Source organism: Massilia sp. 9I, from assembly GCF_902506415.1.
Lineage (GTDB): Bacteria > Pseudomonadota > Gammaproteobacteria > Burkholderiales > Burkholderiaceae_D > Telluria.
Genome location: NZ_LR733275.1, coordinates 3,189,052 through 3,211,876, shown reverse-complemented (window position 1 = coordinate 3,211,876; position 22,825 = coordinate 3,189,052). Strand labels below are relative to the sequence as shown.

General features: G+C 67.1%; 21 protein-coding genes. 15 read left to right on the top strand and 6 right to left on the bottom strand.

Annotated elements, in window-relative coordinates; translation table 11 throughout:
- Window positions 1-97: 97 nt before the first annotated feature.
- The gene (locus tag GV068_RS14370) at window positions 98-1,033 is read right to left on the bottom strand and encodes a LysR substrate-binding domain-containing protein (RefSeq protein WP_159698937.1); all 936 of its coding nucleotides are present in this window, start codon (window positions 1,031-1,033) and stop codon (window positions 98-100) included.
- Window positions 1,034-1,105: 72 nt separating this feature from the next.
- Between GV068_RS14370 and GV068_RS14365 the strand changes: the two genes are divergently transcribed.
- Window positions 1,106-2,362 carry an HD-GYP domain-containing protein gene (locus tag GV068_RS14365; protein ID WP_373888414.1) on the top strand — a complete coding sequence of 419 codons (1,257 nt, stop codon included), beginning with the start codon at window positions 1,106-1,108 and terminating at the stop codon, window positions 2,360-2,362.
- Window positions 2,363-2,380: 18 nt separating this feature from the next.
- Here GV068_RS14365 and GV068_RS14360 read toward each other — a convergent pair whose 3' ends face one another.
- Entirely contained in the window at window positions 2,381-3,121 is a 741-nt protein-coding gene (locus GV068_RS14360) for an SDR family oxidoreductase (RefSeq protein ID WP_159698931.1), read from the bottom strand.
- Window positions 3,122-3,197: 76 nt separating this feature from the next.
- Between GV068_RS14360 and GV068_RS14355 the strand changes: the two genes are divergently transcribed.
- On the top strand, window positions 3,198-3,797 hold the full coding sequence (locus GV068_RS14355) for a 2-hydroxychromene-2-carboxylate isomerase (RefSeq protein ID WP_159698928.1): 600 nt from the start codon (window positions 3,198-3,200) through the stop codon (window positions 3,795-3,797).
- Here GV068_RS14355 and GV068_RS14350 read toward each other — a convergent pair.
- Window positions 3,794-4,834 carry a GGDEF domain-containing protein gene (locus GV068_RS14350; RefSeq protein ID WP_159698925.1) on the bottom strand — a complete coding sequence of 347 codons (1,041 nt, stop codon included), beginning with the start codon at window positions 4,832-4,834 and terminating at the stop codon, window positions 3,794-3,796. The genes GV068_RS14355 and GV068_RS14350 overlap by 4 nt on opposite strands.
- 390 nt (window positions 4,835-5,224) lie before the next feature.
- Between GV068_RS14350 and GV068_RS14345 the strand changes: the two genes are divergently transcribed.
- From GV068_RS14345 to GV068_RS14290, 12 genes are all read left to right on the top strand, one after another.
- The gene (locus tag GV068_RS14345) at window positions 5,225-5,410 is read left to right on the top strand and encodes a Flp family type IVb pilin (protein ID WP_159698922.1); all 186 of its coding nucleotides are present in this window, start codon (window positions 5,225-5,227) and stop codon (window positions 5,408-5,410) included.
- A 64-nt stretch (window positions 5,411-5,474) separates the two neighbouring features.
- Window positions 5,475-5,996, top strand: coding sequence for a prepilin peptidase (locus GV068_RS14340; RefSeq protein ID WP_159698919.1), 522 nt, complete (start codon window positions 5,475-5,477; stop codon window positions 5,994-5,996).
- Between the two features lie 111 nt (window positions 5,997-6,107).
- Window positions 6,108-7,484, top strand: a complete 1,377-nt coding sequence (locus GV068_RS14335; RefSeq protein WP_159698916.1) for an ATP-binding protein — start codon at window positions 6,108-6,110, stop codon at window positions 7,482-7,484.
- Complete coding sequence (gene cpaB, locus GV068_RS14330; RefSeq protein WP_159698913.1) at window positions 7,481-8,344, top strand: Flp pilus assembly protein CpaB; 864 nt, start codon at window positions 7,481-7,483, stop codon at window positions 8,342-8,344. The genes GV068_RS14335 and cpaB overlap by 4 nt, the downstream gene beginning before the upstream one ends.
- Window positions 8,345-8,369: 25 nt before the next feature.
- Window positions 8,370-10,016 carry a type II and III secretion system protein family protein gene (locus GV068_RS14325; RefSeq protein ID WP_159698910.1) on the top strand — a complete coding sequence of 549 codons (1,647 nt, stop codon included), beginning with the start codon at window positions 8,370-8,372 and terminating at the stop codon, window positions 10,014-10,016.
- Between the two features lie 9 nt (window positions 10,017-10,025).
- The gene (locus GV068_RS14320; RefSeq protein WP_159698907.1) at window positions 10,026-10,286 is read left to right on the top strand and encodes a DUF3613 domain-containing protein; all 261 of its coding nucleotides are present in this window, start codon (window positions 10,026-10,028) and stop codon (window positions 10,284-10,286) included.
- A 44-nt stretch (window positions 10,287-10,330) separates the two neighbouring features.
- A complete protein-coding gene (locus GV068_RS14315) occupies window positions 10,331-11,506 on the top strand; it encodes an AAA family ATPase (protein WP_159698904.1) in 1,176 nt (391 codons plus the stop codon).
- Between the two features lie 42 nt (window positions 11,507-11,548).
- The gene (locus GV068_RS14310) at window positions 11,549-12,895 is read left to right on the top strand and encodes a CpaF family protein (protein WP_159698901.1); all 1,347 of its coding nucleotides are present in this window, start codon (window positions 11,549-11,551) and stop codon (window positions 12,893-12,895) included.
- Between the two features lie 9 nt (window positions 12,896-12,904).
- A complete protein-coding gene (locus tag GV068_RS14305; RefSeq protein WP_159698898.1) occupies window positions 12,905-13,882 on the top strand; it encodes a type II secretion system F family protein in 978 nt (325 codons plus the stop codon).
- 30 nt (window positions 13,883-13,912) lie between these two features.
- On the top strand, window positions 13,913-14,854 hold the full coding sequence (locus tag GV068_RS14300; RefSeq protein WP_159698895.1) for a type II secretion system F family protein: 942 nt from the start codon (window positions 13,913-13,915) through the stop codon (window positions 14,852-14,854).
- Between the two features lie 17 nt (window positions 14,855-14,871).
- Complete coding sequence (locus GV068_RS14295) at window positions 14,872-15,990, top strand: tetratricopeptide repeat protein (protein ID WP_159698892.1); 1,119 nt, start codon at window positions 14,872-14,874, stop codon at window positions 15,988-15,990.
- Between the two features lie 92 nt (window positions 15,991-16,082).
- Window positions 16,083-16,409 carry a BON domain-containing protein gene (locus GV068_RS14290; RefSeq protein WP_159698889.1) on the top strand — a complete coding sequence of 109 codons (327 nt, stop codon included), beginning with the start codon at window positions 16,083-16,085 and terminating at the stop codon, window positions 16,407-16,409.
- Window positions 16,410-16,441: 32 nt separating this feature from the next.
- Here the strand turns inward: GV068_RS14290 and GV068_RS14285 are convergent, their stop codons facing one another.
- The 3 genes from GV068_RS14285 to GV068_RS14275 all read right to left on the bottom strand — a co-directional run bounded on the left by GV068_RS14285 (window position 16,442) and on the right by GV068_RS14275 (window position 19,234).
- On the bottom strand, window positions 16,442-17,209 hold the full coding sequence (locus GV068_RS14285; protein WP_229464200.1) for a GIN domain-containing protein: 768 nt from the start codon (window positions 17,207-17,209) through the stop codon (window positions 16,442-16,444).
- A gap of 278 nt (window positions 17,210-17,487) precedes the next feature.
- A complete protein-coding gene (locus tag GV068_RS14280) occupies window positions 17,488-18,318 on the bottom strand; it encodes a family 16 glycosylhydrolase (protein WP_159698885.1) in 831 nt (276 codons plus the stop codon).
- Window positions 18,319-18,334: 16 nt separating this feature from the next.
- A complete protein-coding gene (locus tag GV068_RS14275; protein ID WP_159698882.1) occupies window positions 18,335-19,234 on the bottom strand; it encodes a polysaccharide deacetylase family protein in 900 nt (299 codons plus the stop codon).
- Between the two features lie 578 nt (window positions 19,235-19,812).
- On the opposite strand from GV068_RS14275, the gene GV068_RS14270 reads away from it, so the two are divergent.
- Window positions 19,813-22,794 (top strand): TonB-dependent receptor, encoded by a 2,982-nt coding sequence (locus tag GV068_RS14270; RefSeq protein WP_229464198.1) that lies wholly within the window; start codon window positions 19,813-19,815, stop codon window positions 22,792-22,794.
- Window positions 22,795-22,825 lie beyond the last annotated feature (31 nt).

Here is a 22,825-nt window from a genome sequence, read left to right as displayed (position 1 = left end):
GCGCATTTTGACCGCGTGGAGTGTAGGGACTTCGCCCGCCCGGGGCCAATAGGGAATGCGGATGGGGGTATAAGAAAATCTGATGACCGTTATGCGGTCAAGCAGAGATCAGGCGCGCGCCCGGCCAAGCGCCGCGTGCGCACAGGTCTTCGGTCACCTCGCGCACCAGCTTCGCGATCGCGGCGGAGGCATTCGTCAATGGGATGTTCCGCGAAGCGCACAGGGTCACGCGACGGGTCACGGCCGGTTCGGCAACAGGCCAGGCCGTCATGGCGCCGCGCTCGATGTCGGCCAGCAGGGGCGCCACCGGCAGCAAGGTGGCGCCAAGGTCGGCCAGCAGGGCCGAACGCAGGATCGCCAGCGAATTGATCTCGAGGATGGGGCCGAGCGCCAGGCCAGCCGCCTGCGCCACCTGTTCCACCAGCGGGCGCACGCCATGCTGGCGCGCCGGCAGGATCAGGGTGCTGGCCAGGGCCTCCTTCAGCCTCAGGCTGGGTGCGCCCGGTGCGAAGCTGGAGCCGGTGCGGCAAATGAACATCAGGTCTTCCTCGACCAGCGCGATGGCGCTGAAGTGGCCGGCCGGGATCTCGTCGAACAGCACCGCCAGGTTGAGGCGCCCCGACTTGAGCTGCTCGGTGAGGCTGCCCGAAATCTCCTCGGTCAGCTGCAGGGTGATTTCCGGATACCTGGCGTGGGTTTCCTTCAGCAGCGGCAGCGCCAGCGCGCCCGAGATGCTGTGCGGCAGCCCGAGCGACACGCTGCCCGAAGGCCGCGTGGTCGACTGCACCACCGCCGAACGCGCGTCCGCCACCTGCTTGAGGATCGCCTGCGCGTGCTCGTAAAAGATCTTGCCCGCATCGGTGCTCACCACTCCGTGGGCCGAGCGGTGCAGCAATTGCGCCCCCAGTTCCTCTTCCAGCTGGCGCAGCTGCTGCGTCAGGGCCGGCTGCGCCACATGCAGCACCAAAGCCGCGCGCGAGAGCGAACCGTGGTCGACAATCGCGACGAAATAGCGGAGCTGACGAAATTCCATCTTTGGGGGTGTGTCTGGTAAGCAACAAAAGATGAGTACGTGTAACAAAATTGTTATACTGCATCTTGGCCAATGGGCGCCGTCATTATTACAGAGCAGAGTCGCGACATGTTAAAAAAGGTGGATGCTTCACAGTTGAAGATCGGGATGTACATCCACGACCTCGATTGCGGCTGGATGGATCATCCCTTCGTGCGCGCACGCTTCCTGCTGACGACCGATGAAGAGATCCACAAGATCCGTACCGCCAAGATCCGCGGCGTGGTCATCGACTGCAGCAAGGGCATGGACGTGGACGACGCGCCGACCCTGGCGCAGGCCGAAGCGGCCACCGAAGCGGAAGTCACGGCGATCGCCGCCGCGCCCCGGATCATCACCCGCGTCTCGCTCGGCGAAGAGTTGCAACGCGCCGCGCAGATCCGCAAGCAGGCCGCCGGCCTGGTGCGCACCGTGATGGCCGATGCCCGCCTCGGCAAGGCGGTCGAGCTGGACAAGGTGGGACCGGTCGTGGAGAGCGTGACCGAATCGATCCTGCGCAATTCCGGCGCCCTGCTGGGCCTCCTGCGCATCAAGAACAAGGACGACTACACCTTCCTGCACTCGGTCAGCGTGTGCGCGCTGCTGGTGGCCTTCTGCCGCTCGCGCAACATGGATGAGGAGACGATCTACCAGGCCGGCCTGGGCGGCCTGCTGCACGACACCGGCAAGGCGCTGGTGCCGGACGCGATCCTGAACAAGCAGGGCCGCCTGACCGACGAGGAATTCGACGTCATCAAGCGCCATCCGAAGGACGGCTACGACATCCTGGTCAAGACCCCGGAAATCGGCCCGATCCCGCTCGACATCACGCTGCACCACCACGAGCGGCGCGACGGCAGCGGCTATCCGGACAAGCAGGACGAAGGCAAGATCAGCGAACTGGCGCAGATGGCGGCGATCGTCGACGTCTACGACGCCATCACCTCGGACCGCTGCTACCACAAGGGCATGCCGGCGGCGGAAGCGCTGCGCAAGATCTACGAGTGGAGCAAGTTCCACTTCAATCCGACCCTGGCCCAGGAATTCATGCGCTGCGTCGGCATCTACCCGGTCGGCACCCTGGTGCTGCTCGAATCGGGGCGCCTGGGCGTGGTGATCGAGCCGCACGAGGCCAGCCTCCTGACGCCGAAGGTCAACGTCTTCTTCAGCACCAAGAACCAGACCTACATCAAGCCGCAGACCCTCGACCTGTCCAAGGCGCTCGGCTTCGGCGGCGGCGACAAGATCCTGCGCCACGAGTCGGCCGAGAAGTGGAACGTCAACCCGATGCAGTTCATGCACATCGCCTGATGTGCGCTTGACGCCGGCCTAGAGTCCGCCGGCGCAGCGCAAGGTCGTTCCCGTCACGTAGGACGCGGCGGGCGACAGCATCCACAGCACCGCGGCCGCGATCTCGTCGGGCGTGGCCAGCCTTCCCAGCGGGATCGCCGGCGCCACCCGTTCCGGCCGGCCCGGTTCTCCCGCCGCCGCGTGGATGCCGGTCAGGGTCGAGCCCGGCGCCACCGCGCACACCCGAATTCCTTCCGGCGCCATTTCGCGCGCCAGCCCCAGCGTGAAGCTCTCCACCGCGGCCTTGCTGGCGGCGTAGTGCACGTACTCGCGCGGGCTGCCGGTGGCGGCCGCGAGCGAGGACAGGTTGACGATCACCCCGCGCGTGCCGTGGCGCCGGAAGGCTTCGATCGCCGCACGGCAGCAGTGCATCGTGCCGTAGACGTTGGTCCGGAACACCGCCTCGATGGTGGCGGGATCGGTGTCCATGAAAGGCGCGATGCGGCCGGTAATGCCGGCATTGTTGACGAGCGCCGCCGGCGGCCCGAGTTCCGCTTCAATACGCGCGAACAGTTGCGCCACCTCGGCTTGGCTGCCGACGTCGGCCTGGATTGCGACGGCGTGCGCGCCAGTGCTGCGAATCGCCGCCACCAGCGCCTGCGCCGCGTCTTCATCGACGCGGTAGTTGACCGCCACCGCATAGCCGCTGGCGGCGGCCTGCCTGGCGATGGCGGCGCCGATGCCGCGTCCGGCGCCCGTGACGAGCATGACCTTGTCCATCCCGACCTCCTGTTGTCGCATCAAGCGGCTGCCTGCATACTGGGTGGACCACTATACCCGACAAGCGAGGACGGCCATGCATCCCCCCATCGAGTTCTGGTTCGAGTTCGGCAGCAACTACAGCTATCTCGCGCTGATGCGCATCGAGGCGCTGGCGGGCCGCGCCGGCGTACCGCTGGTCTGGAAGCCTTTCCTGCTCGGGCCCATCTTCCGCGAACTGGGCTGGCAGGATTCGCCCTTCAACGAGCAGCGGGAAAAGGGCGAGTACGTGTGGCGCGACATGGCGCGGCGCGCCGCGAAGTACGGCATTCCCTTCACCCGGCCTTCCAGCTTTCCGCGCCGTGCGCTGCTGCCGATGCGGGTTGCGCTGCTCGGCGCCGACCAGCGCTGGATGGGCGAATACTGCCGCCGCATCATGCTGCGCAACTGGTCGCAGGATGCCGAGATCGACGATCCGGACGCGGTGCTGGCGCTGCTGGCCGGCCTGGTCGACGATCCGGTCGCGGTGCTGCGCGCGGCGCAGGGCGAGGACAACAAGGAGGCCCTGCGTGCGCAGACCGCAGAGGCGCGCCGGCTGGGCATCTTCGGTGCGCCCAGCTTCATCGTTCGGGGCGAGCTGTTCTGGGGCGACGACCGCCTGGAAGACGCGCTCGAGTACGCGCAGTCGCTCGCTTAGAAGAACTCGGCGGTGTCGTTGGTGGCGATGGTCTGCAGCAGGCCGTTCGCCACCAGTTCCTCGTAGTGGCAGGCGCGGTTGCGGCCGTTGGCCTTGGCAAAGTACAGGGCCTGGTCGGCATGGCCCAGGGTCACCACCGGCGAATCGGCGGCGCTGATGCTGGTAAAACCGACGCTCACCGTGACCTGGCCGACCTGGGGGAACACGTGGCCTTCGACATTGGTGCGGAAGCGGTCGATGATCTTGCGCGCATTCTCCAGCGTGGTCGAGCGCAGCAGCACCACGAATTCCTCGCCGCCGAAGCGGAACACCCGGTCCTGCGAGCGGAACGAGGATTGCAGCAGGTTGGCGATCAGGATCAGCACCTCGTCGCCGTACAGGTGGCCGAAGCGGTCGTTGACCATCTTGAAGTGGTCGACGTCGACCACGGCCAGCCACTGCTTCTCTTCGGCGCCGTGCTGGCGCCTCTCGGGCTGGCCGGGGACCAGGGTCTCGGTGTCGGCGCAGTGCAGCATGCGCGCCAGCTGGTCGTCGAAGGTCTTGCGGTTCAGCAGACCGGTGAGCGAGTCGCGCTCGCTGTAGTCGAGCAGATTCTGGAAGTTACGGTAGACGCTGACGATGCCGCTGATCGTGTGGACCGACTCGGCGCTGAAGCCGTGCGCGTGCACGATCTCGAGGCAGGTGTCGGCCTTGTCGCCGAACCAGATCGGCAGCCACAGGCGGCGCAGGCCGTCCGCGCCCACGCCCTCGGCGCGCGAATCGTGGTGCTCGAGGCAGTGCGCCAGTGCGGGATAGGAGGAGATCGGTTCGCCCGGGCTGGCGCCGTCGTGCGCCTCTTCAGGGCAGGCCACGCCGCCGGCGCGGATGCAGGCGCGCGAGCGCACGAATTTCTGGCCGCAGACCGTGGCGATGCTCAGCACGCGGGTCTGCACCGCGCCCACCGCCAGTTCCTGCACCGCCGAAATCACGGAGATGTCGAGCATCGTGTGATCGCGGTGGCCAGTCATGTCCACCATGTGTCGCAGCAGGGAATCCATGTCTTTAACGAACTGAGCAGAAACTGAGCAGAAACCGAGGAAAACCGGGTCAGGCAAAAGCACGGCCGGGCGCTGGCACGGGTGCCGATTTTTTAAGCGGGCAAGGGGGACAGCATAAAGCGTTTTTGTATAGCAGGCAACTATTCTTAACAAGATTTCGCGTTTTGATGCATGGGAAATAGACGGGGGCGTCTAACGGCTTGCGCGCGCACAAACGCGCGGAGCAACTAGCGTTTCCACATGGAAAACTTGCCTAACATCAACTTGCCGTGCGGCACTATTCGGTACAGTGAACTCACTGACAGACGCAGTCGAAAGCAGCACAAGACGGGGCCCCGTCTGTCAGTAAGACCGTTGTAGCAGTCCCATTAACCACTTAAGGAGTTTGTCATGAGCACGATTACCGCCATCAAGAAGTTTGTTGCTGACGAAGACGGTGTGACGGCTATCGAGTACGGCCTGATCGCAGCCCTGATCGGTGTCGCCATCGCAGCTGTTGCCGGCACCGTCGGGACCGACATCAAGGCGGCTTTCGAGTACATCGCCGAGCAGCTGCCGGATAATCCGGGCGCCTGATCGCTGACGCCCCCCGGAGCCACAAGCCCTGGGGGGCTTTTTTTCCCGTGAAGAGGAACGCACCATGCCTGTCGCACCCTACCTCGACACGCTGCTGCTGCTGCTGGTGGTGGCCGCGGCGATCAATGACTTGTCCAGCCGCCGCATTCCGAACCGCCTGCTGCTGACGGGACTTGCCGGTGCACTGGCCCTGCACGCCGTTTCGCCGGTTCCCGGCCCGGCCCTGCTGAGCAGCCTGGGCGGCGCACTAACCGGCCTCCTGATCTTCCTGCCCTTTTACCTCGCCCGCGGCATGGCTGCCGGGGACGTCAAGATGATGGCCACCGTCGGCGCCTTCAGCGGCCCGGCCATCACCTTTCACATCGCGGTCATCGCCTGGTGTGCAGGCGGCGCCATGGCGCTCGCCCTGATCGTCGCGCACGGCCGCCTGAACCTGGTGCTCGGCAACCTGCGCGACATCGTGCGCGGCTTCGTGCTGCGCCTGCCCGTGGCTTCCCGGAGCGTGCAGGACAGCGCCGGCTCCATGCCCTATGGCGTGGCGATCGCGGCGGGCACGATTTACGTCCTACTAGGCCGCTACGCTTGACATTTCCACCAATCCTTCTTCCTTGCTGGGCGTCAAACGGGAGGGAAGGGCGATGGCTAGAATCAATTTAACAAGTGTAAGAAATATCCGTATCCAGCAGGAGGTTTCTCTATGGAAGTTTTATCAGCGTCCTCGCCGCCAGCCGCCTACGATGAGCGTTTCGCGGCTGCGCCCGACGGCGAGGTCGCGGCTGTGCTCCCGCGCCAGGCCCGGACCGTGCGCGACACCGGCCTCGAGTCACGCTTCCTCACCGCCCTGGTGGTCAAGACCATGCACGTCAGCGGCAAGACGCCGCTGTCGATCCTGACCGGACGCCTGCGCCTGTCGGTCAGCGTGGTGCGCGAAGTGCTGCAGGCCCTGATCGCCGAGCAGCAGGTCGAAGTGGCGTGGAGCGGCGACTCCGACATCGACGTGCATTACCAGCTGACCGCCTTCGGCCAGCGCGCCGCCGTGGACTACCTGGCCGAATCGCGCTATCTCGGCCCGGCCCCGGTCACGCTGGACGCCTGGCGCGCCATGGTCCAACGCCAGTCCCTGCGCCATCCCGACGCCGCCCGCATCACCCCCGCCGAGCTGCAGGCCGTGCTGGGCGACGACGCCATCGAGCCGGCGCTGCGCGAATTGATCGGGGCGGCGCTGTATTCGAACCGCCCGCTGATGCTGGTCGGCCCCTCGGGCAGCGGCAAGACCACGCTGGCGCGCCGCTTCGCCCGCCTGCATCAGGAAGCGATCGCGGTGCCGTACGCGGTGCTGGTGCGGCACGAGATCGTGCAGGTCTACGATCCCGCCCTGCATCCCGCGCCGCTGCAGTCGCGCGGCCTGGACGAGCGCCGCAGCGTCGACGCGCGCTGGGCGCTGTGCCGGCGGCCGCTGGTGCACACTGGCGCCGAGCTGGCGCGCGACATGCTGGAACTGCGCGCCGACGCCCCCAGCGGCGTACTGAGCGCACCACCGCAGCTGCTGGCCAACAACGGCCTGCTGGTGCTGGACGACGTCGGGCGCCAGCGCGTGCCAGCGGACGAAGTCCTGCACCGCCTCCTCGGCGCGCTCGAATCCGGCACCGACCATGTCGCCGTGCCGGGCGCGGCCAGCCATGCGCTGCCCTTCGACGTGACGCTGGTGCTGGCCACCAGACTGGCGCCCGAGTCGGTGCTGGACGAATCCTGTCTGCGCCGCATCGGTTACCGGATCCCGGTCGGGCCCTTGTCCGAAACCGGCTACCGCGCGCTGCTGCGCCGCCAGTGCAGGCTGCTCAGCATCGAGCTGGAGGAAGCCGCACTCGATTACTTGATGAATGACCTGCACCGCCGCACCCGGCGTCCCCTGCTGGCAGCCTGGCCCCAGGAACTGCTGTGCCGGATCGCCGATTTCGCCGGCTTTGCCGGTCACGCCCCGCGTTTCGACGTGGACAGCGTGGCCCAGGCCTGGAGCAGCCTGTTCGGTTCTTGCGCGGCGCTGGAACCCGGTAACCTGGGAGATGTTCGATGAAAAACAAGCGTGCCGTGATCGTGATGACGCTCGCGATCCTGTTCGGCCTGGCCGCCGTCGTCCTGGCTTCGCACTGGCTGCTCAAGCAGCCGGCGGCGAACGGCAACCGTATCGTGGTGGCGGGCGCCGACATCAGCATCGGCCAGCGCCTGACGCCCGACATGCTCAAGCTGGTCGAATGGCCGGCCCACAGCGTACCGAAAGGCGCCTTCGACGATCCCCAGAAGCTGAACGGACGGGTGCTCAAGTCCAGCATCATGCTGGGTGACCCGCTGAGCGAGGCCAAACTGGCGCCGGCCGGCACCGTGGGCGGCCTGTCGGCCCTGATCACCGAGGGCAAGCGTGCAATCACCGTGCGTGTCAACGACGTGATCGGCGTGGCCGGCTTCGCTCTGCCGGGCAACTACGTTGACATCATCGTCAGTACCGAGACCGATCCTCAGCCGCAGGCCGACCAGAGGCGCGAGCGCAGCATCTCGAAGATCGTGCTGGAACGGATTCTGGTGCTGGCCGTGGCGCAGGAAGTCAACCGCGACGAGACCAAGCCCAAGGTGGTCAATGCGGTGACGCTCGAAGTCACGCCGGAGCAGGCGGAGAAGCTCGACCTGGCGCGCAGCGTCGGCACCCTGTCGCTGGCCCTGCGCAATCAGGTCGACCCGGCCGCGGCCGCCACCACGGGCGCTACCAAGGACAACCTGCTGCCGGTCGTGACCCCGCCGCTGCGCCAGGTGGCGCTGCCGGTACGCGTAGCGCGCCCCGCCCAGGCCAGGCCCGCGCACCCGACCGCTACGCCGGCGCCGGCCCCACGCAACTGCGTCAAGGTCATCAACGGCCTGGATGCTTCGCAGGAATGCTTCTGAGCCCACACGAACCGGGATGGATGCCATGAACAGACGCTCGACACTCGCACCGCTCGCCGCCGGCCTGGCGCTCGCCGCCGCCGTGCCCGCCCACGCGGCCCCGGCAGTCCCGCCGGCCGCCCCTGCCGCCAAGGTGGCAAAGGCTCCCGCCGCAGCCGTGAAGCCCGCGGCCAGGAAGGGCGCGCCGGACCCGGTCAAGCTGGCCGCCGCCAACCCGGCCGCCGCCCGGCTTAATGCCGCGTCGGAGACCAGGGTCCCGCCCGCAGTCGGCTGCAGCGGCGAGGCGGCGCGGCCCGCCACGCTGACTCTCAACATGGGCAAGTCGACCATGCTGCGCCTGCCCGAGAAGGTGGTGCACCGCAGCGTCGGCAACCCCGCCGTGGTGCAGGCGATGCTGGTGGCGCCGGATACCTTGTACATCGCTGGAGTCGACGTCGGCACCACCAACATGATCGTGCAGGGCAGGAGCGGCCTGTGCAGCGTGGTGGACATCGTGGTGGCAATGGACCCGGCGGCGCTGCAGGCGACGCTGGCCGTCGCGCTGCCGGAAGAAAAGGACATCCGGGTGCTCGCGGCGGCCGATTCACTGGTGCTGACCGGCAGCGTCAGCGATGCCGGCGTCATGGCGCGCGCGGTCGAACTGGCCGCCGCCTACGTGCGGCGCCCGCTGCGCCAGCTGCCCGCGGCCGGCAAGGAGAACGACACCGACGGCGTGGTCGCGGTCGCCGCCAACAATCAGACCAGCGGTTCCTCGTCCAACGGCGCCACCCGGGTGGTCAACCTGCTGAGCGTGAGCGCCCCCCAGCAGGTGCAGCTGGAAGTCAAGATCGCCGAGGTGTCGAAGACCCTGCTGGAACGGCTGGAATCGAATACCCGCTTCAGTTTCGGCGGCGGCAGCTGGACCACAACGCTGGTGTCGAACTTCCTGAGCGGGCGCACCAACCCGGGACAGGAAACCCTCTCCACCAGGGGAGGCCGCTTCGTGGCCGACGCCAACAAGACGGACGGCCTGGTGCGGGTGCTGGCCGAGCCGAACGTGCTGGCCATCAGCGGCCAGGAGGGGACCTTTCTGGCCGGCGGCAAGTTCTTTATCCCGGTGGCCCAGGACAACAACAAGATCACGCTCGAGGAAAAGGAATTCGGCGTCGGTCTGCGCTTCACCCCCACCGTGCTGGCGGGCGGCCGCATCAACCTGAAAGTGGCGCCGGAAGTGTCCGAACTGTCGCGCGAAGGAGTTGGCGTATCGGCTGCGGGGATCACCGGCACCGCGATCCTGCCCCTGGTCACCACGCGCCGCGCCAGCACCACCGTGCAGCTCTACGACGGCCAGAGCTTCGCCATCGGCGGCCTGGTGCGGAACAACCTGGTGGCCAACCTGAAAGGCCTGCCGATGCTGGGCGAGGTGCCGATCCTGGGCGCGCTGTTCCGCAGCACCGACTACCAGCAGGACCGCACCGAACTGGTGTTCGTGATCACGGCGCGCCTGGTCAAGCCGATCCCCGGCGCGGGCTACTCGCTGCCGACCGACAAGGTCGGCATCCCGACCCGCGGCCAGGTGCTGCTCGGCGGACGCCTCGAAGGCGTGGCCCCGAGTACCAGCACCGCCGTCGCGTCCACGCCGCCGCTCGACGCAACCGCCGCGCAGACCGCCGGCGGCTTCGAACTCAAATAGGAGGTTTGCGTGAAGACCACCCTGTCATTCCTGCTGCTGGCGGCCTGCCTGCCGGGCTGCATGCACACCACGCCCGAATGGGACCGCCAGTTCGGCAACGCCACCCGGGCCAACCTGGCGGTCCAGGTGCTGGACCCAAGCGCCGCCGCCAACCGCCAGAGCGCCACCGGGGTCGATGGCCGCGCCGCCAAGGGCGCCTATGAGCGTTACCAGAAGAGCTTCGCGCAGCCGGAAAGCGCGCCGGCGCCGCTGGTGATCCGCAGTCAATGAGCGTCCATCTTCCCTGACACGATGCGCCAGCAACGAGGCCCTCCATGAAAGCGCTACTCATCAGCCGCGACAGCCAGCTCTATGCGGAAATCGCCACCCAGGGCGCCGCCCGCGTGCCGCCGCTGAACCTCGGGGCGATCCGGGCCAGCCTGCGCGAAGCGCTCGACCGTCCCGAGGCCGACAGCCCGCAGCTGGTCATCGTCGACGCCACCGACACCGAGCCTTCCGAGGTGGCGCTGCTGGAACGCCTGGGCCGCCAGTACCCGGAAGCGCACCTGATGCTGCTGACCGACCAGAACCAGCCCGATCTCCTGATCCGCGCCATGCGCGCCGGCGTGCGTGAAGTGCTGCAGCTTCCGCTGGTGCACCGCGCCTTCCACGAGTCGATGGACCGCATCTCGGCCGCAGCCGGAGTCGCGGCCATGCGCGACGGCAAAATCCTCGCCTTTATCGCGTGCAAGGGCGGCAGCGGCGCCACCTTCATCTCGACCAACTTCGGCTACGCGCTGGCCACCCTGGCCGCCAAGAAGGTGCTGCTGATCGACCTGCACGGCCAGTTCGGCGACGCTGCCCTGTATGTGTCGGACCAGAAGCCGACCATGACCCTGTCCGACGTGTGTGCCCAGATCACACGGGTGGACGGCCCCTTCCTGGAAAACTGCGTGGTGCACGTCACCCCCGGCTTCGGGGTGCTGGCCGCAGCCGACGACGCGGCGCACGCCAGGGAAGCCAAGCCGGAACACATCGACACCATCCTGCGCGTCGCGCGCCAGCACTACGACTACGTGCTGCTCGACGTCGGACGCCAGATCGACGCGGTGTCGTTGCGCGCGCTCGACGTCACCGACACCATCTACCCGGTGCTGCAACTGGCGCTGCCCGACATTCGTGACGCCCGCCGCCTGCTCGACATCTTCCGCTCGCTCGGCTACGTGCTGGACCACATCCGGCTGATCGTCAACCGCTACGAAAAGGGCGGCAAGCTGCGCCTGCAGGACCTGCACGCGGCGCTCGGCTGCGAAGTGGTGCATACCTTCCCCAACGACTACGTCGCCGTCACCGACTCGGTCAACCAGGGCGTGCCGGTACTGCAACTGTCGCGCGCCAGCGCGGCGGCGCGCAGCCTGGCCGATATGGTCGAACTGGTGACGACGCGCCGCATCCCGGAGAGCAGGGGGCTGTTCGACCGCCTGTTCGGCCGCGGCGAGGCCGACGACTGAAGCGACACCGACGCCGACGATTGAAACGAACCGGAGCCACCCATGTCCCTACGTGAACGTCTAGCCAGTACCGGCCAGGAGCGCCAGCCCGGCGCCGCCGCGCCGGAGGCTGGGATCCAGGCCTACCAGGAGCTCAAGAAGCTGATGCACCAGATGATCCTGGACCGCATCGACCTGGAGCGCCTGAAGCGCCTCACCGCCGAGCAGTTCAAGCACGAGCTGGCGCTGCTGATCCAGCGCATCATCGAGGAAGAGCGGATCGTGCTGAACCAGCACGAGCGCCACAACCTGGTGCTCGACATCCAGCACGAGATGCTCGGCTTCGGCCCGCTCGAGCCGCTGCTGAACGACCCGACCGTGTCCGACATCCTGGTTAATACGTGCAGCAAGGTCTATGTCGAGCGGCGCGGCAAGCTGGAACTCACCGACATCAGCTTCCACGACAACGCCCACCTGATGAAGATCATCGAGAAGATCGTTTCGCGGGTAGGCCGGCGCGTCGACGAATCGAGTCCGATGGTGGACGCGCGCCTGCCGGACGGCTCGCGCGTGAACGCGATCATTCCGCCGCTGGCGGTGGACGGGCCGCTGCTGTCGATCCGCCGCTTCGGGGCGACCCCGCTGACCGTGCAGAACCTGCTCGACTACAAGAGCGTGACGCCGCCCATGATCAAGGTGCTGGAGAGCCTGGGCGTGGCCAAGGTGAACATCCTGATCTCTGGCGGCACCGGCAGCGGCAAGACCACGCTGCTGAACCTGATCTCCGGCTTCATCCCCGCCAGCGAGCGGGTGGTGACGATCGAGGACGCGGCCGAACTGCAGCTGCGCCAGCCGCACGTGGTGCGCCTGGAAACCCGGCCGCCGAACATCGAGGGCAAGGGCGAGGTCACCCAGCGCGCGCTGGTGCGCAACGCGCTGCGGATGCGCCCCGACCGCATCATCCTGGGCGAGGTGCGCGGCGCCGAGGCGCTCGACATGCTGCAGGCGATGAACACCGGCCACGAAGGCTCGCTCGCGACCATTCACTCGAACACCCCGCGCGACGCCCTGTCGCGGCTGGAGAACATGGTCAGCATGGCCGGCGTGAGCCTGACCGCGCGCGCGATCCGCCAGCAGATCGTGTCCGCCGTGACGGTGGTGGTGCAGGTCTCGCGCCTGACCGACGGCACGCGCAAGCTGGTCAGCCTGTCGGAGATCACCGGCATGGAAGGGGAGATCATCTCGATGCAGGAGATCTTCCGCTTCCAGCAGAGCGGGGTCGACGGCGACGGCAAGGTGTGCGGCCGCTTCAGCGCCACAGGCGTCCGTCCGCGCTTCGCCGACCGCCTCAAGATGTTCGGTGTCCCGCTGCCCGAGGACACCTTCGATCCTGACCGGATTTTCGAGTAAGGAGGCGGCATGGACGCGCTGTTCTACGCATTCGTGGTGTTCCTGTTCGCGGCGGCGGTGCTGGCGATCGAGGGCCTGTACCTGTGGTGGATGGGCACGCACGGCGCGGCGGCGCGCCGCATCGCGCGCCGGCTCCAGGTCATGTCCGGCTCGCCCGGACGCAGCGGTGAACGGATCTCGATCCTCAAGCAGCGGCCCTACAGCCGCAACCCCGCCTTCGACCGCCTGCTGCACCGGGTCCCGCTGGCGCAGAGGATCGATGCGCTGCTGATGCAGTCGGGCGCCACCCAGACGGTCGGGCAGTTCCTGGCATGGTCCTTCGGCTGCATGGCCGCCTTCGGCTTCGTGTCGCTCGCCTGGCCGCTGCCCGCCCCGCTGCGCGTGCTGGCGATGGCGCTCGGGCTGTGCCTGCCGTGGGTGCTGCTGCGCCGGGCGCGCCAGCGGCGCCTGCTGCGCATCGAACAGCAACTGCCGGACGCGGCCGACTTCATCGCGCGCGCCCTGCGCGCCGGCCACTCCTTCAGCAACGTGCTGCAGATCGTCGGCAACGAGCTGTCGGAGCCGCTCAGCGGCGAGTTCCGCATCGCGCGCGAGGAGATCAACTACGGCGTGCCGATGAACGAGGCGCTGCACGGCATGGCGGCGCGCATCCCCCTGACCGACCTGCGCTACCTGATCATCGCGGTGCTCATCCAGCGCGAATCGGGCGGCAACCTGGCCGAGATCCTGGGGAACATCAGCCAGATCATCCGCGCCCGCCTGAAGCTGGTGGCGCACGTGCGCGTGCTGTCGGCGGAGGGGCGGATGTCGGCCTGGATCCTGAGCCTGCTGCCCTTCGCGGTGCTGTGCATCATGCTGCTGACCAACCACAAGTACGTCAGCCTCCTCTGGACCGACCCGTCGGGCCAGCGCGCGCTCTGGTACTGTGCCGGCATGCTCGTGGTCGGCGTCATCTGGCTGCGCCGGATCATCCGCATCCGCGTCTGAGTCCGGCGCGCGACCCATCCCGAGGTGACCATGACATCCTCCCAGCTGATCTTCCTGTTCATTGTCCTGTGCGTCGTGTCCGGCCTGGCCTGGCTCGGCCTGGTCCTGTTCGCGCCGCTGGCGCTGCGCGAGCGCCTGCGCCACTTCCTCGGCAGCGCCGAGCCAAGCCAGCTCGATGCCGGCGGCGGCTGGGTCGAGCGCGTCGCCAGCGCCGCCAAGCCGCTGACCAGGCTGTCGATTCCCGACGAAGGCTGGGAAAAGTCGACGCTGCGCACGCGCTTCATGAATGCCGGCTGGCGCAACCCCTCCGCTCCCACCCTGTACTTCGCATCGAAGACCGGGTTGGCGCTGGCGCTGCCGGCGCTGGTGGCGCCGGCAGCGCTGATCTACGGCAGCGCGCTGAACGGCGGGCGCCTGATGGCGCTGCTGCTGGTGGCGGCCTCGCTCGGCTACTACCTGCCGAACATCGTCCTGGAACGGATCATGCAGCGGCGCCGCCGCGAGATCTTCGAAACCATCCCGGATGCGCTCGACCTGTTGACGGTCTGCGTCGAAGCCGGCCTGAGCCTGGAACGCGCACTGGTGAAAGTCGCCGGCGAGATCCACATCAAGAGCGCGGTGCTGGCGCAGGAACTGCAGCTGGTGCTGATGGAGATGCGGGCCGGCTTCAGCAAGGAGAAGGCGCTGCGCAACTTCGCGCTGCGTTCGGGCGTCGAAGACGTCGACACCCTGGTGGCCATGCTGATCCAGTCGGAACGCTTCGGTACCAGCGTCGGCGACTCGCTGCGCGTGCAGTCCGACAATCTGCGCTACAAGCGCCGCATGATGGCAGAGGAATGCGCCGCCAAGATCGGCCTGAAGCTGCTGTTCCCCCTGATTTTCTGCATTTTCCCGATGCTGATGGTAGTGCTGCTCGGCCCCGCCGCGATCCAGATCGCGCGGACGCTGAAGGCACTGCCCGGCACGCACTGAACACGAAGGAGGCCGATATGCGTATTCCCGTCCTACTTACTCGCCTGGCCCTGCTGGGCGCCGGCGCCGGCCTGGCGGCATGCGCGCCCTTCGACCTGCTGCCATCCGTCGACAGCGCCGGGCAGGCAGCGGCACTGCGCGCCGACGACGCCTACCTGGCCGGCCGCAACCACCACCTGGCGCGCCGCTACGACGAAGCGCGCGCCGCCTACCAGGCTGCGCTGCTGGCCGCGCCGCAGCACGTCAACGCGCGCAACGGCCTGGCCACCCTATATGCGGAGCAGCGCGACTTCGCCGCCGCCATCGCGCTGTGGCGTGCGCTGACCGAATCGCTGAAGATGGCCTCCGGCCCGGGCCAGGCCTATTTGTTCAGCAACCTCGGCAATGCTTACTTCCTCGATGGCGACTACGCCCAGGCGCTGGTGGCACTGGAAAAGGCCTGCCTGCTCGATCCCCTGAATCCGCGCTCCTGGCAGCTGCTGGGCGAAACCCTGCGTAAACTCGGGCAGGAAGAGCGCGGCCAGCAGATGCTGGGCCAGGCGGCCGCGCTGCGCGCGCACGACCTGCGCGCCGACTATGCGGCGGCCGGCGGCCAGACCCCGGTCGCGGCGATCGACCGCGCGCTCAAGGCGCCGGCGCGCGAGGAAGCGGGTTGGAGCCATGCCCAGCTGGTCGTGGGCACGGACGGCATGCTGGAACTGCGGCGCGGCCCGGCACCGGCAATGCCGCCTGCGCCGCTGCCGGCGCCAGTGGCCCCCGTCGGCAGCTCACCGGGCCTGGCGCTGGTCGAACTCCGTAACGGCAACGGGGTGCCGGGCATGGCGCGCATGCTGGCGCGCCAGGTCGGCAGCGATGGACTGAAGATCGCGCGCCTGTCGAACCAGCCGGGATTCGGGGTGCGCCGCACCCGCATCGAATTCGAGGCCGCCTACCGCGCGGCAGCGGAGCGCCTGGCCGGGCGCTTCGGCGACGTCCAGCTGCAGGAAGTGGCCAGCTGCGCGCCCGCCAAGCTGCGCGTGGTGATCGGCCGCGACATTGCCGGCCGCCGCGGCGCGAAATCGGCATTCGTCCTGCGGCCCCTGCCGCCGGCGATCGACGCCGCGGCGCCGGCGCTGGCTGTGAACAAAGCTGACTGAAAAAAGGTCCGTTTGCACGTTTGGCCGGCATCAAACGCCGATCCAGGGCTCCCGAGAGAATTGGCAGGTACGCCTTCTCTCGGGAGTCTTCCATGAACCTTTCCTACCGCATCCACCTGATCCTGCTCGGCCTGGTGCTGGCGATCCTCAGCGCCTGCGCGCCCTCGGGTACCCACCGCGGCACCGGCGAGTACATCGACGATACGGCCATCACCACGCGCGTCAAGACGGCCTTCGCCACCGACCCGCAGGTCAAGGCAACCGAAGTCCAGGTCGAAACCTACAAGGGAACGGTACAGCTGAGCGGCTTCGTCGATTCGTCCGAGAGCGCCGCGCGGGCGGCCCAGCTCGCCCGCGACGTGCCCGGGGTGAAGGAAGTGCGGAACAGCATGGTGATCAGGGAGCGAAGCCGCCAGTAGGGCGGCTTCGCGCTTGTGCAACTTACTTTGGCTTACTTCCAGGCTACCTTGCCCATGCCGTTGGCGTTGACGTTGCGGCTGGCCGGGTTGCCGTAGACCGTGGCCGAACCCATGCCGCTCAAGTCGACTTCGGCCGCGCGGGTGGCGTGTACCGTCGCGCCGCCCAGACCGCTCAAGTCGAGGTCGACCGATTCCGCGCGCAGGCCCTGCGCTTCCAGGCTGCCGACGCCGGCCAGCTTGGCGCGCAGCAGCTTGCTTTCGCCGCTGACGCTGATGCGGCCGGCGCCGCGCAGGCTCAGGTCCACGCGTTCCGCGCGCACGCCGTTCAGGGCCAGCCCGCCGACGCCGCCCAGGCGTGCATCGATGTTGCGGTAGCTGCTGTTCATGGTCACCGAGCCGGCGCCGTCCAGGGCGACCTGGATCGAATTGCCCGAGAAGCCGGTGAGGGTCGATGCGCCCACGCCCTGCGAGGTGAATTCGGCGAGGTTGGGAACGGTCAGCTCGGCGCGCAGTTTCTCGTGCATGTCGCCGTGGCGGTTGTTGAAGGATTCGGTACCGATTTCCAGCGTGTCGCCGCGCTGGGAAGTCGTGATGCGCTGGACGTAGCGGCGGTCGCCCGACACGACGAGCGAAGGCGTATTGCCCTGGCGCACGACGAGGTCGACGACGCCGTCCAGCTTGACCTTGGTAACCTTGGCATCGACGCTGCGGTTTTCGCGTACCACCTCGTCGGCGAAGGACGGGCTGGCGACCAGGGCGAGCGTGGCGGCAACGGCAGCGGTACTCAACAGTTTTTTCATGTTATGTGCTCCAGTAGGGTGGCGATGGAATCACTATAGGGGGCCGCCGCGGCGAGTCCGAGCCGATTGCGATGAACTGCGCAATCCGCGGGCTGGAGTGCAAAAAAGCGGGCGTGGTGGAACCAGGCCGCAGTCGGGTGAGGGCGCTTGCGCTTGGCAAGGAAGCATCGCGCCGAAGAGAACAGCTCAAGAGCCGGCCCTGGGCGCAGGCGGCCTGGCCAGGGTATGCACGCGGGACCGCCGGCGGCAGCCGGCGCTCCCAGGTGCTTACGGCATCGCTACTGCGCCGGTGCGGCGCGCTTGTACACCCGCACGTAGTCCACCAGCATCTGCTGGGGCAGGACCGTGCTGCTGTCCGGATTGCCCGGCCAGTGGCCGCCGACGGCCAGGTTCAGCAGCACGAAGAAAGGATGCTCGAACACCCAGTCGCCCTTGACCAGGTCTGGCCGCGCCGTATGGAACAGGATGCCGTCGCGGTACCAGCGGATCTCGCCGCGCTCCCATTCCACCGCGAACACATGGAAATCGTCGGCATAGATGCCGCTCGCCAAAGGCGAGGGGCTGCCGAAGGCCTTGTCGCCCGAATAGCCAGGGCCGTGCAGGGTGCCGTGCACGATCGCCGGTTCCTTGCCGATGTTCTCCATGATGTCGATCTCGCCCCCGCGCGGCCAGCCGACCCGCCCGATGTTCGCGCCCAGCATCCAGAACGCCGGCCAGATGCCCTGGCCCTTCGGCACTTTGATGCGCGCCTCGAAGCGGCCGTGCATCTGTTCCATCAGGCCCGCGGTCTTGATGCGCGCCGAGGTGTAGTCATTCTCGCCATGGCGTTCGCGGCGCGCCTCGATGACCAGCATGCCGTCGGCCACCCGCACATTCTCCGGCCGTCCGGTGTAATGCTGCAGCTCCTTGTTGCCCCAGCCATGGCCGCCGGTCTCAGGCACCCATTTGCTACGGTCGAGTTCGGCGCCGTCGAACTCGTCGCTCCAGGCCAGGATCCAGCCGGCGGGCGCCCCCGTGCCGGATGGGACGGCGCCCGGTGCGGCGCAGCCGGTCGCGGCCAGCGCGAGCAGCAGGGCCAGCGGCGCAAGCAGGATGCGGATCGGTTTCATGGGTCTCCTCGAGGTCTCAAGGCGCGGCAGGCTTGCGCGCCTGCTGCTGCCGGACGTGTTTCATGATGTTGACGAAGCTGTCGGTCCAGACCAGCCCCCTGTTTTCGGCAAGGAAGCGCAGCAGTTCCTCGTGGGCTTGCCTGGACACGCTGAGGTAGTCGCCGCCGATGCCGTGGAAAGTGAAATTGACCATCGTGCCGCGCCGCATGGCCTGCTTTACGATGGCGATCAGTTCCGCGCCACTGCTGCCGTTCGGGGCCGCCACCGGCACCGCGCGCGGATCGAGCGTCTCCATGGCGTCGATGACGCCGCTGCCGCCGGCGACCTTGATCCCGACGAAGGCGTCGCGCACCGCCGGCAGATAGTCGCGCCCGCCCGCATGTGTATCGCCGCAGGGCAGGGTATAGGTGCGCTCCCGGCGTCCATCGATGGCCGCCAGCATGGTGTTGGCCAGCAGGACCTGGTCGCGCATCTGTTCCACGCTGGTGGTGTCGAGGTCGCGCTGCGGCTCGACCCAGTCGCGCCCCGGTTTGCTGCGCGCGCACTGGTGGAACAGGCTGTGGTTGCCGAGCTCGTGTCCACGCCGCGCGGCCGCACGCCAGTCTTCCATGCGCCGCGCCACCGAAGGATTCGACAGCGTCAGGTAGAAGCTGCCCCTGAAGCCGTGTCGGTCGAGGGCGGGGATGGCGTGGTCGAGCTGCGAATCGAGGGCGTCGTCGTAGGCGAGGCTGACCGCCGCCCGCGCACCCTGCGGCCAGGGGAAGGCCGGGGCCGTGCCGGGCGCCGTGGCGAGGGACGGGCCCGCATGCAACGCGAGGGCCAGCGCCAGGGCCAGCCGGCGCCGTCCGCGCTCGCCCGTCCCGCCCGTCAACAGGGCGCGCCAGCGTGCCCGACCCGCTTGAAGAATCCCTGCCATGCGCATCCTTTTCGGCCTGATTTTGGAAACGTTACCAGAATGTCAAGAGACTATAGCATCGCCAATTTTTCAGTGTCAATCGCGCTCCCTCCGTTGTGCAGGACTGGGGCAAAGCGCGGTTTTCCCTCTGGCGCGATCGGGGTGTTGCAAATCAGCCGCATTCCAACTCATACCTACGTGGAATATTCCGTTGACAATTTTTTTTGCTAACCCTAATATTCAGACAACTGACGTGGAAACGTTTCCATGTATCAGATGGATTGCTTGAAAACGAAGCATCGCGAGATGCGAGCCTGAGCGATTACAGATGAACGAGCGCAGCGCGCAACCCTTTACCCGCACCCTGGCAGCGAGGACATCGGCACTGGCCGCATGTCCTCGCTGCGCCGCATGGTGGCGAGGAGGTGCCCGGGCTCATTGACAGCAAGACGGCAACAGACAGCAAGACAGCAAGCGCCGGCAGCGTGCAGCCTGGGTTCAGCCGGCACAGGTAGTGGAGACACCGTTGAATTGGGTGACGGTCATATTTAAAAAAACAGGAGAGCACCATGCATTACCCCAAGGCTAAACAGACATTGATGAGCCTGGCAGTAGCCAGCGCGTGCGCGGCATTCATGCCGGCGTATGCCCAGGAAGTCGCCTCGACCCCCGGCGCCGCCGCCACTACCGATCCGGCCGCGCAGGAAGCGACCAGCCCATCCTCGCCGGCCGGCGTCCAGACCGTCGTCGTCACCGGCCTGCGTGCCAGCCTGGAATCGTCGATGAACCTCAAGCGCAACGCGCAGGGCTTCGTCGACGGCATCGTCGCCGAAGACATCGGCAAATTCCCGGATACCAACCTGGCCGAATCGCTGCAGCGCATCAGCGGCGTCTCGATCGACCGCAGCATCGGCGAAGGCTCGAAGGTCACCGTGCGTGGCGTCGGCCCCGACTTCAACCTGGTGCTGCTGAACGGCCGCCAGATGCCGACCTCGATCCTGGGCGACCGTCCGGGCCGCGCCTACGACTTCGCCAACATCGCGTCCGAAGGCATCTCGCAGCTGCAGGTCTACAAATCGGCGCGCGCCGAGACCCCGACCGGCGGCATCGGCGCCACCATCAACGTGATCACCGCCCGTCCGCTGTCGCGTCCGGGCCTGCAGGCCACCGTCGCCGTCAAGGGCGTGCACGATACGTCGGCCTCGAACCTGCCGGGCGACGTCAAGCGTGGCGGGAAAGTCACGCCGGAACTGTCCGGCCTCTACAGCAACACCTCGGCCGACGGCCGCTTCGGTATCGCCCTGTCGGCCAGCTATCAGGAACGCAACCTGGGCTATAACGTGGCCTCGGTCGGCAATGGCTGGAAGGGCCCGTTCCGCGGCGACGAGAACAACTGGGGCACCATCCCGCAGCCGGGCACCCCGGGTTCCGAGAACATCACCAACCGTCCGGACCCGAGCGACGTATACCAGGTGCCGCAGAACCTGAACTACGCCATGAACGGCATTCAGCGCCAGCGTACCAACGGCCAGCTGACCTTCCAGTTCGCGCCGACCAAGGCCCTGACCACCACCCTCGACTACACCTACTCGGAAAACAAGATTCAGACTCGCCGCCAGGATCTGTCGGCCTGGTTCAACTTCGGTCCGTCCTCGAGCACCTGGACTGACGGCCCGGTCGCCGCGCCACTGGTCTACACCGAGATCATCAACCCGGCCACCAGCGACATCGCGATGGGCGGCGCCGACTTCGCCACCAAGACCGCCAACAATTCGATCGGTTTCAACGCCGCCTGGAAGGTCAATAGCGACATCCGCCTCGAGCTCGATGCTCACCATTCGACCGCCGAATCGAAGCCGGATAGCCCGTTCGGCTCGTCCAACGTGCTGGGCACCGCCAGCTTCAGCCGCGGCACCACCAGCGTCGACTTCTCCAAGGACCTGCCGGTCCTGAGCATCCAGGGCGCCGACTTTGCACGCGCACCCCAGCAGGTGACCGGTTCGGTGTTCGAGAACGCCTACGTCAAGAGCGAGATCAACCAGGTCCAGGCCCACGGCAGCTGGAAGATGCTGGAAGCGTCCGAGCTCAAGTTCGGCCTGGCCAGCACCGATGCGAAAAACCGCTCGGCCTTCTCGGTGCAGCAGCGCGACGACACCTGGGGTGGCGCCACGAAGCCGTCGGACTACCCGGCCAGCATGTTCCACCAGGAGAGCCTGCGTCAGTACTTCGACAACATCGATGGCAGCGAGAACCCGAACCTGTTCAACACCTTCTACACCTTCGACTTCGCCGCCCTGCGCCAGCTCGCCGCCAATGTGACCGGCAAGCCGGAGCTGTACATGCCGAAGCAGGGCTATACCACCGACCAGCGCACCCAGGAAAAGTCGAAGAGCCTGTACCTCCAGTTCAACACCGACTGGGACTTTGCGATGCCGGTGCATACCTCGGTGGGCGCGCGCTACGAGAAGACCGACGTCACCTCGACCGCGCTGGTGCCGATCGCCACTTCCTACACCTGGCTGTCGCAGAACGAATTCGCGGTGGGCTTCGGCACGCCTTCCTTCACGACCCTGACCGGCAAGTACCACCACTGGCTGCCGAGCTTCGACGCGGACATCGACCTGCGCTCCGACATGAAGGGCCGATTCAGCTACGGCGAGACAATCGGCCGCCCGCGCTATGACCAGCTAACCGGCGGCCAGGTGCTCGAGGTGCAGGGCCGTATCGAAGGCGGCAAGGGAACCCAGGGCAATCCGGGCCTGCTGCCGGTCAAGTCGAAGAACATCGACCTGGCTTGGGAGTGGTACTACAACAAGCAGAGCTTCGTCTCGCTCGGCCACTTCCGCAAGAGCCTGGAGAATTACGCCGGCCAGTCGGTCGTCGTCGCCCAGCCCTTCGGCCTGCACACCCCGGTGGGCGGCGCCTACTGGAATCAGGCGATCGCATCCGGTTGCGCAGCCTCCGATACCACCTGCATCCGCAACTACATCTTCCGCAACCTGAACGGCCGCCCGGGAGTCACGCGCGGCCCGGACGATACCAACGGCAATGCAACCGGTTCGATCGCCGGCCAGCCGAACGATCCGGTCACCAACTTCCAGATCACGAGCTACTCGAATCAAAAGGAGGCGCGCCTGCGCGGCCTGGAATTCAACATCCAGCATATGTTCGGCGCGTCCGGCTTTGGCTTCCAGGCCAACTACACCAAGGTCGATTCAGGCCTGGCGTATAACAACGCCAGCATCGGCGAGCAGTTTGCGCTGGTCGGCATGAGCGACTCGGCCAACCTGGTGGGTATCTTCGAGAACGAGAAGTGGAACGTGCGTGCGGCCTACAACTGGCGCGACAAGTTCCTCGCCTCGACCTTCGACGGCGCCGGCCCTAATCCGCAATACGTCGAAGCCTACGGCCAGCTTGACCTGAGCATCGGCTACAACATCAACAAGAACCTGAGCGTCCAATTCGAAGGCATCAACCTGACGGACGAGATCCGCCGCTTGCACGGCCGTAACGAGCGCCAGGCCCTGTACGTGGAGCAGTCCGGTCCGCGCTACATGCTGGCTGCCCGCTACAAGTTCTGACCCGACCCTCGCCGGGGCGCAAGCTCTGGCG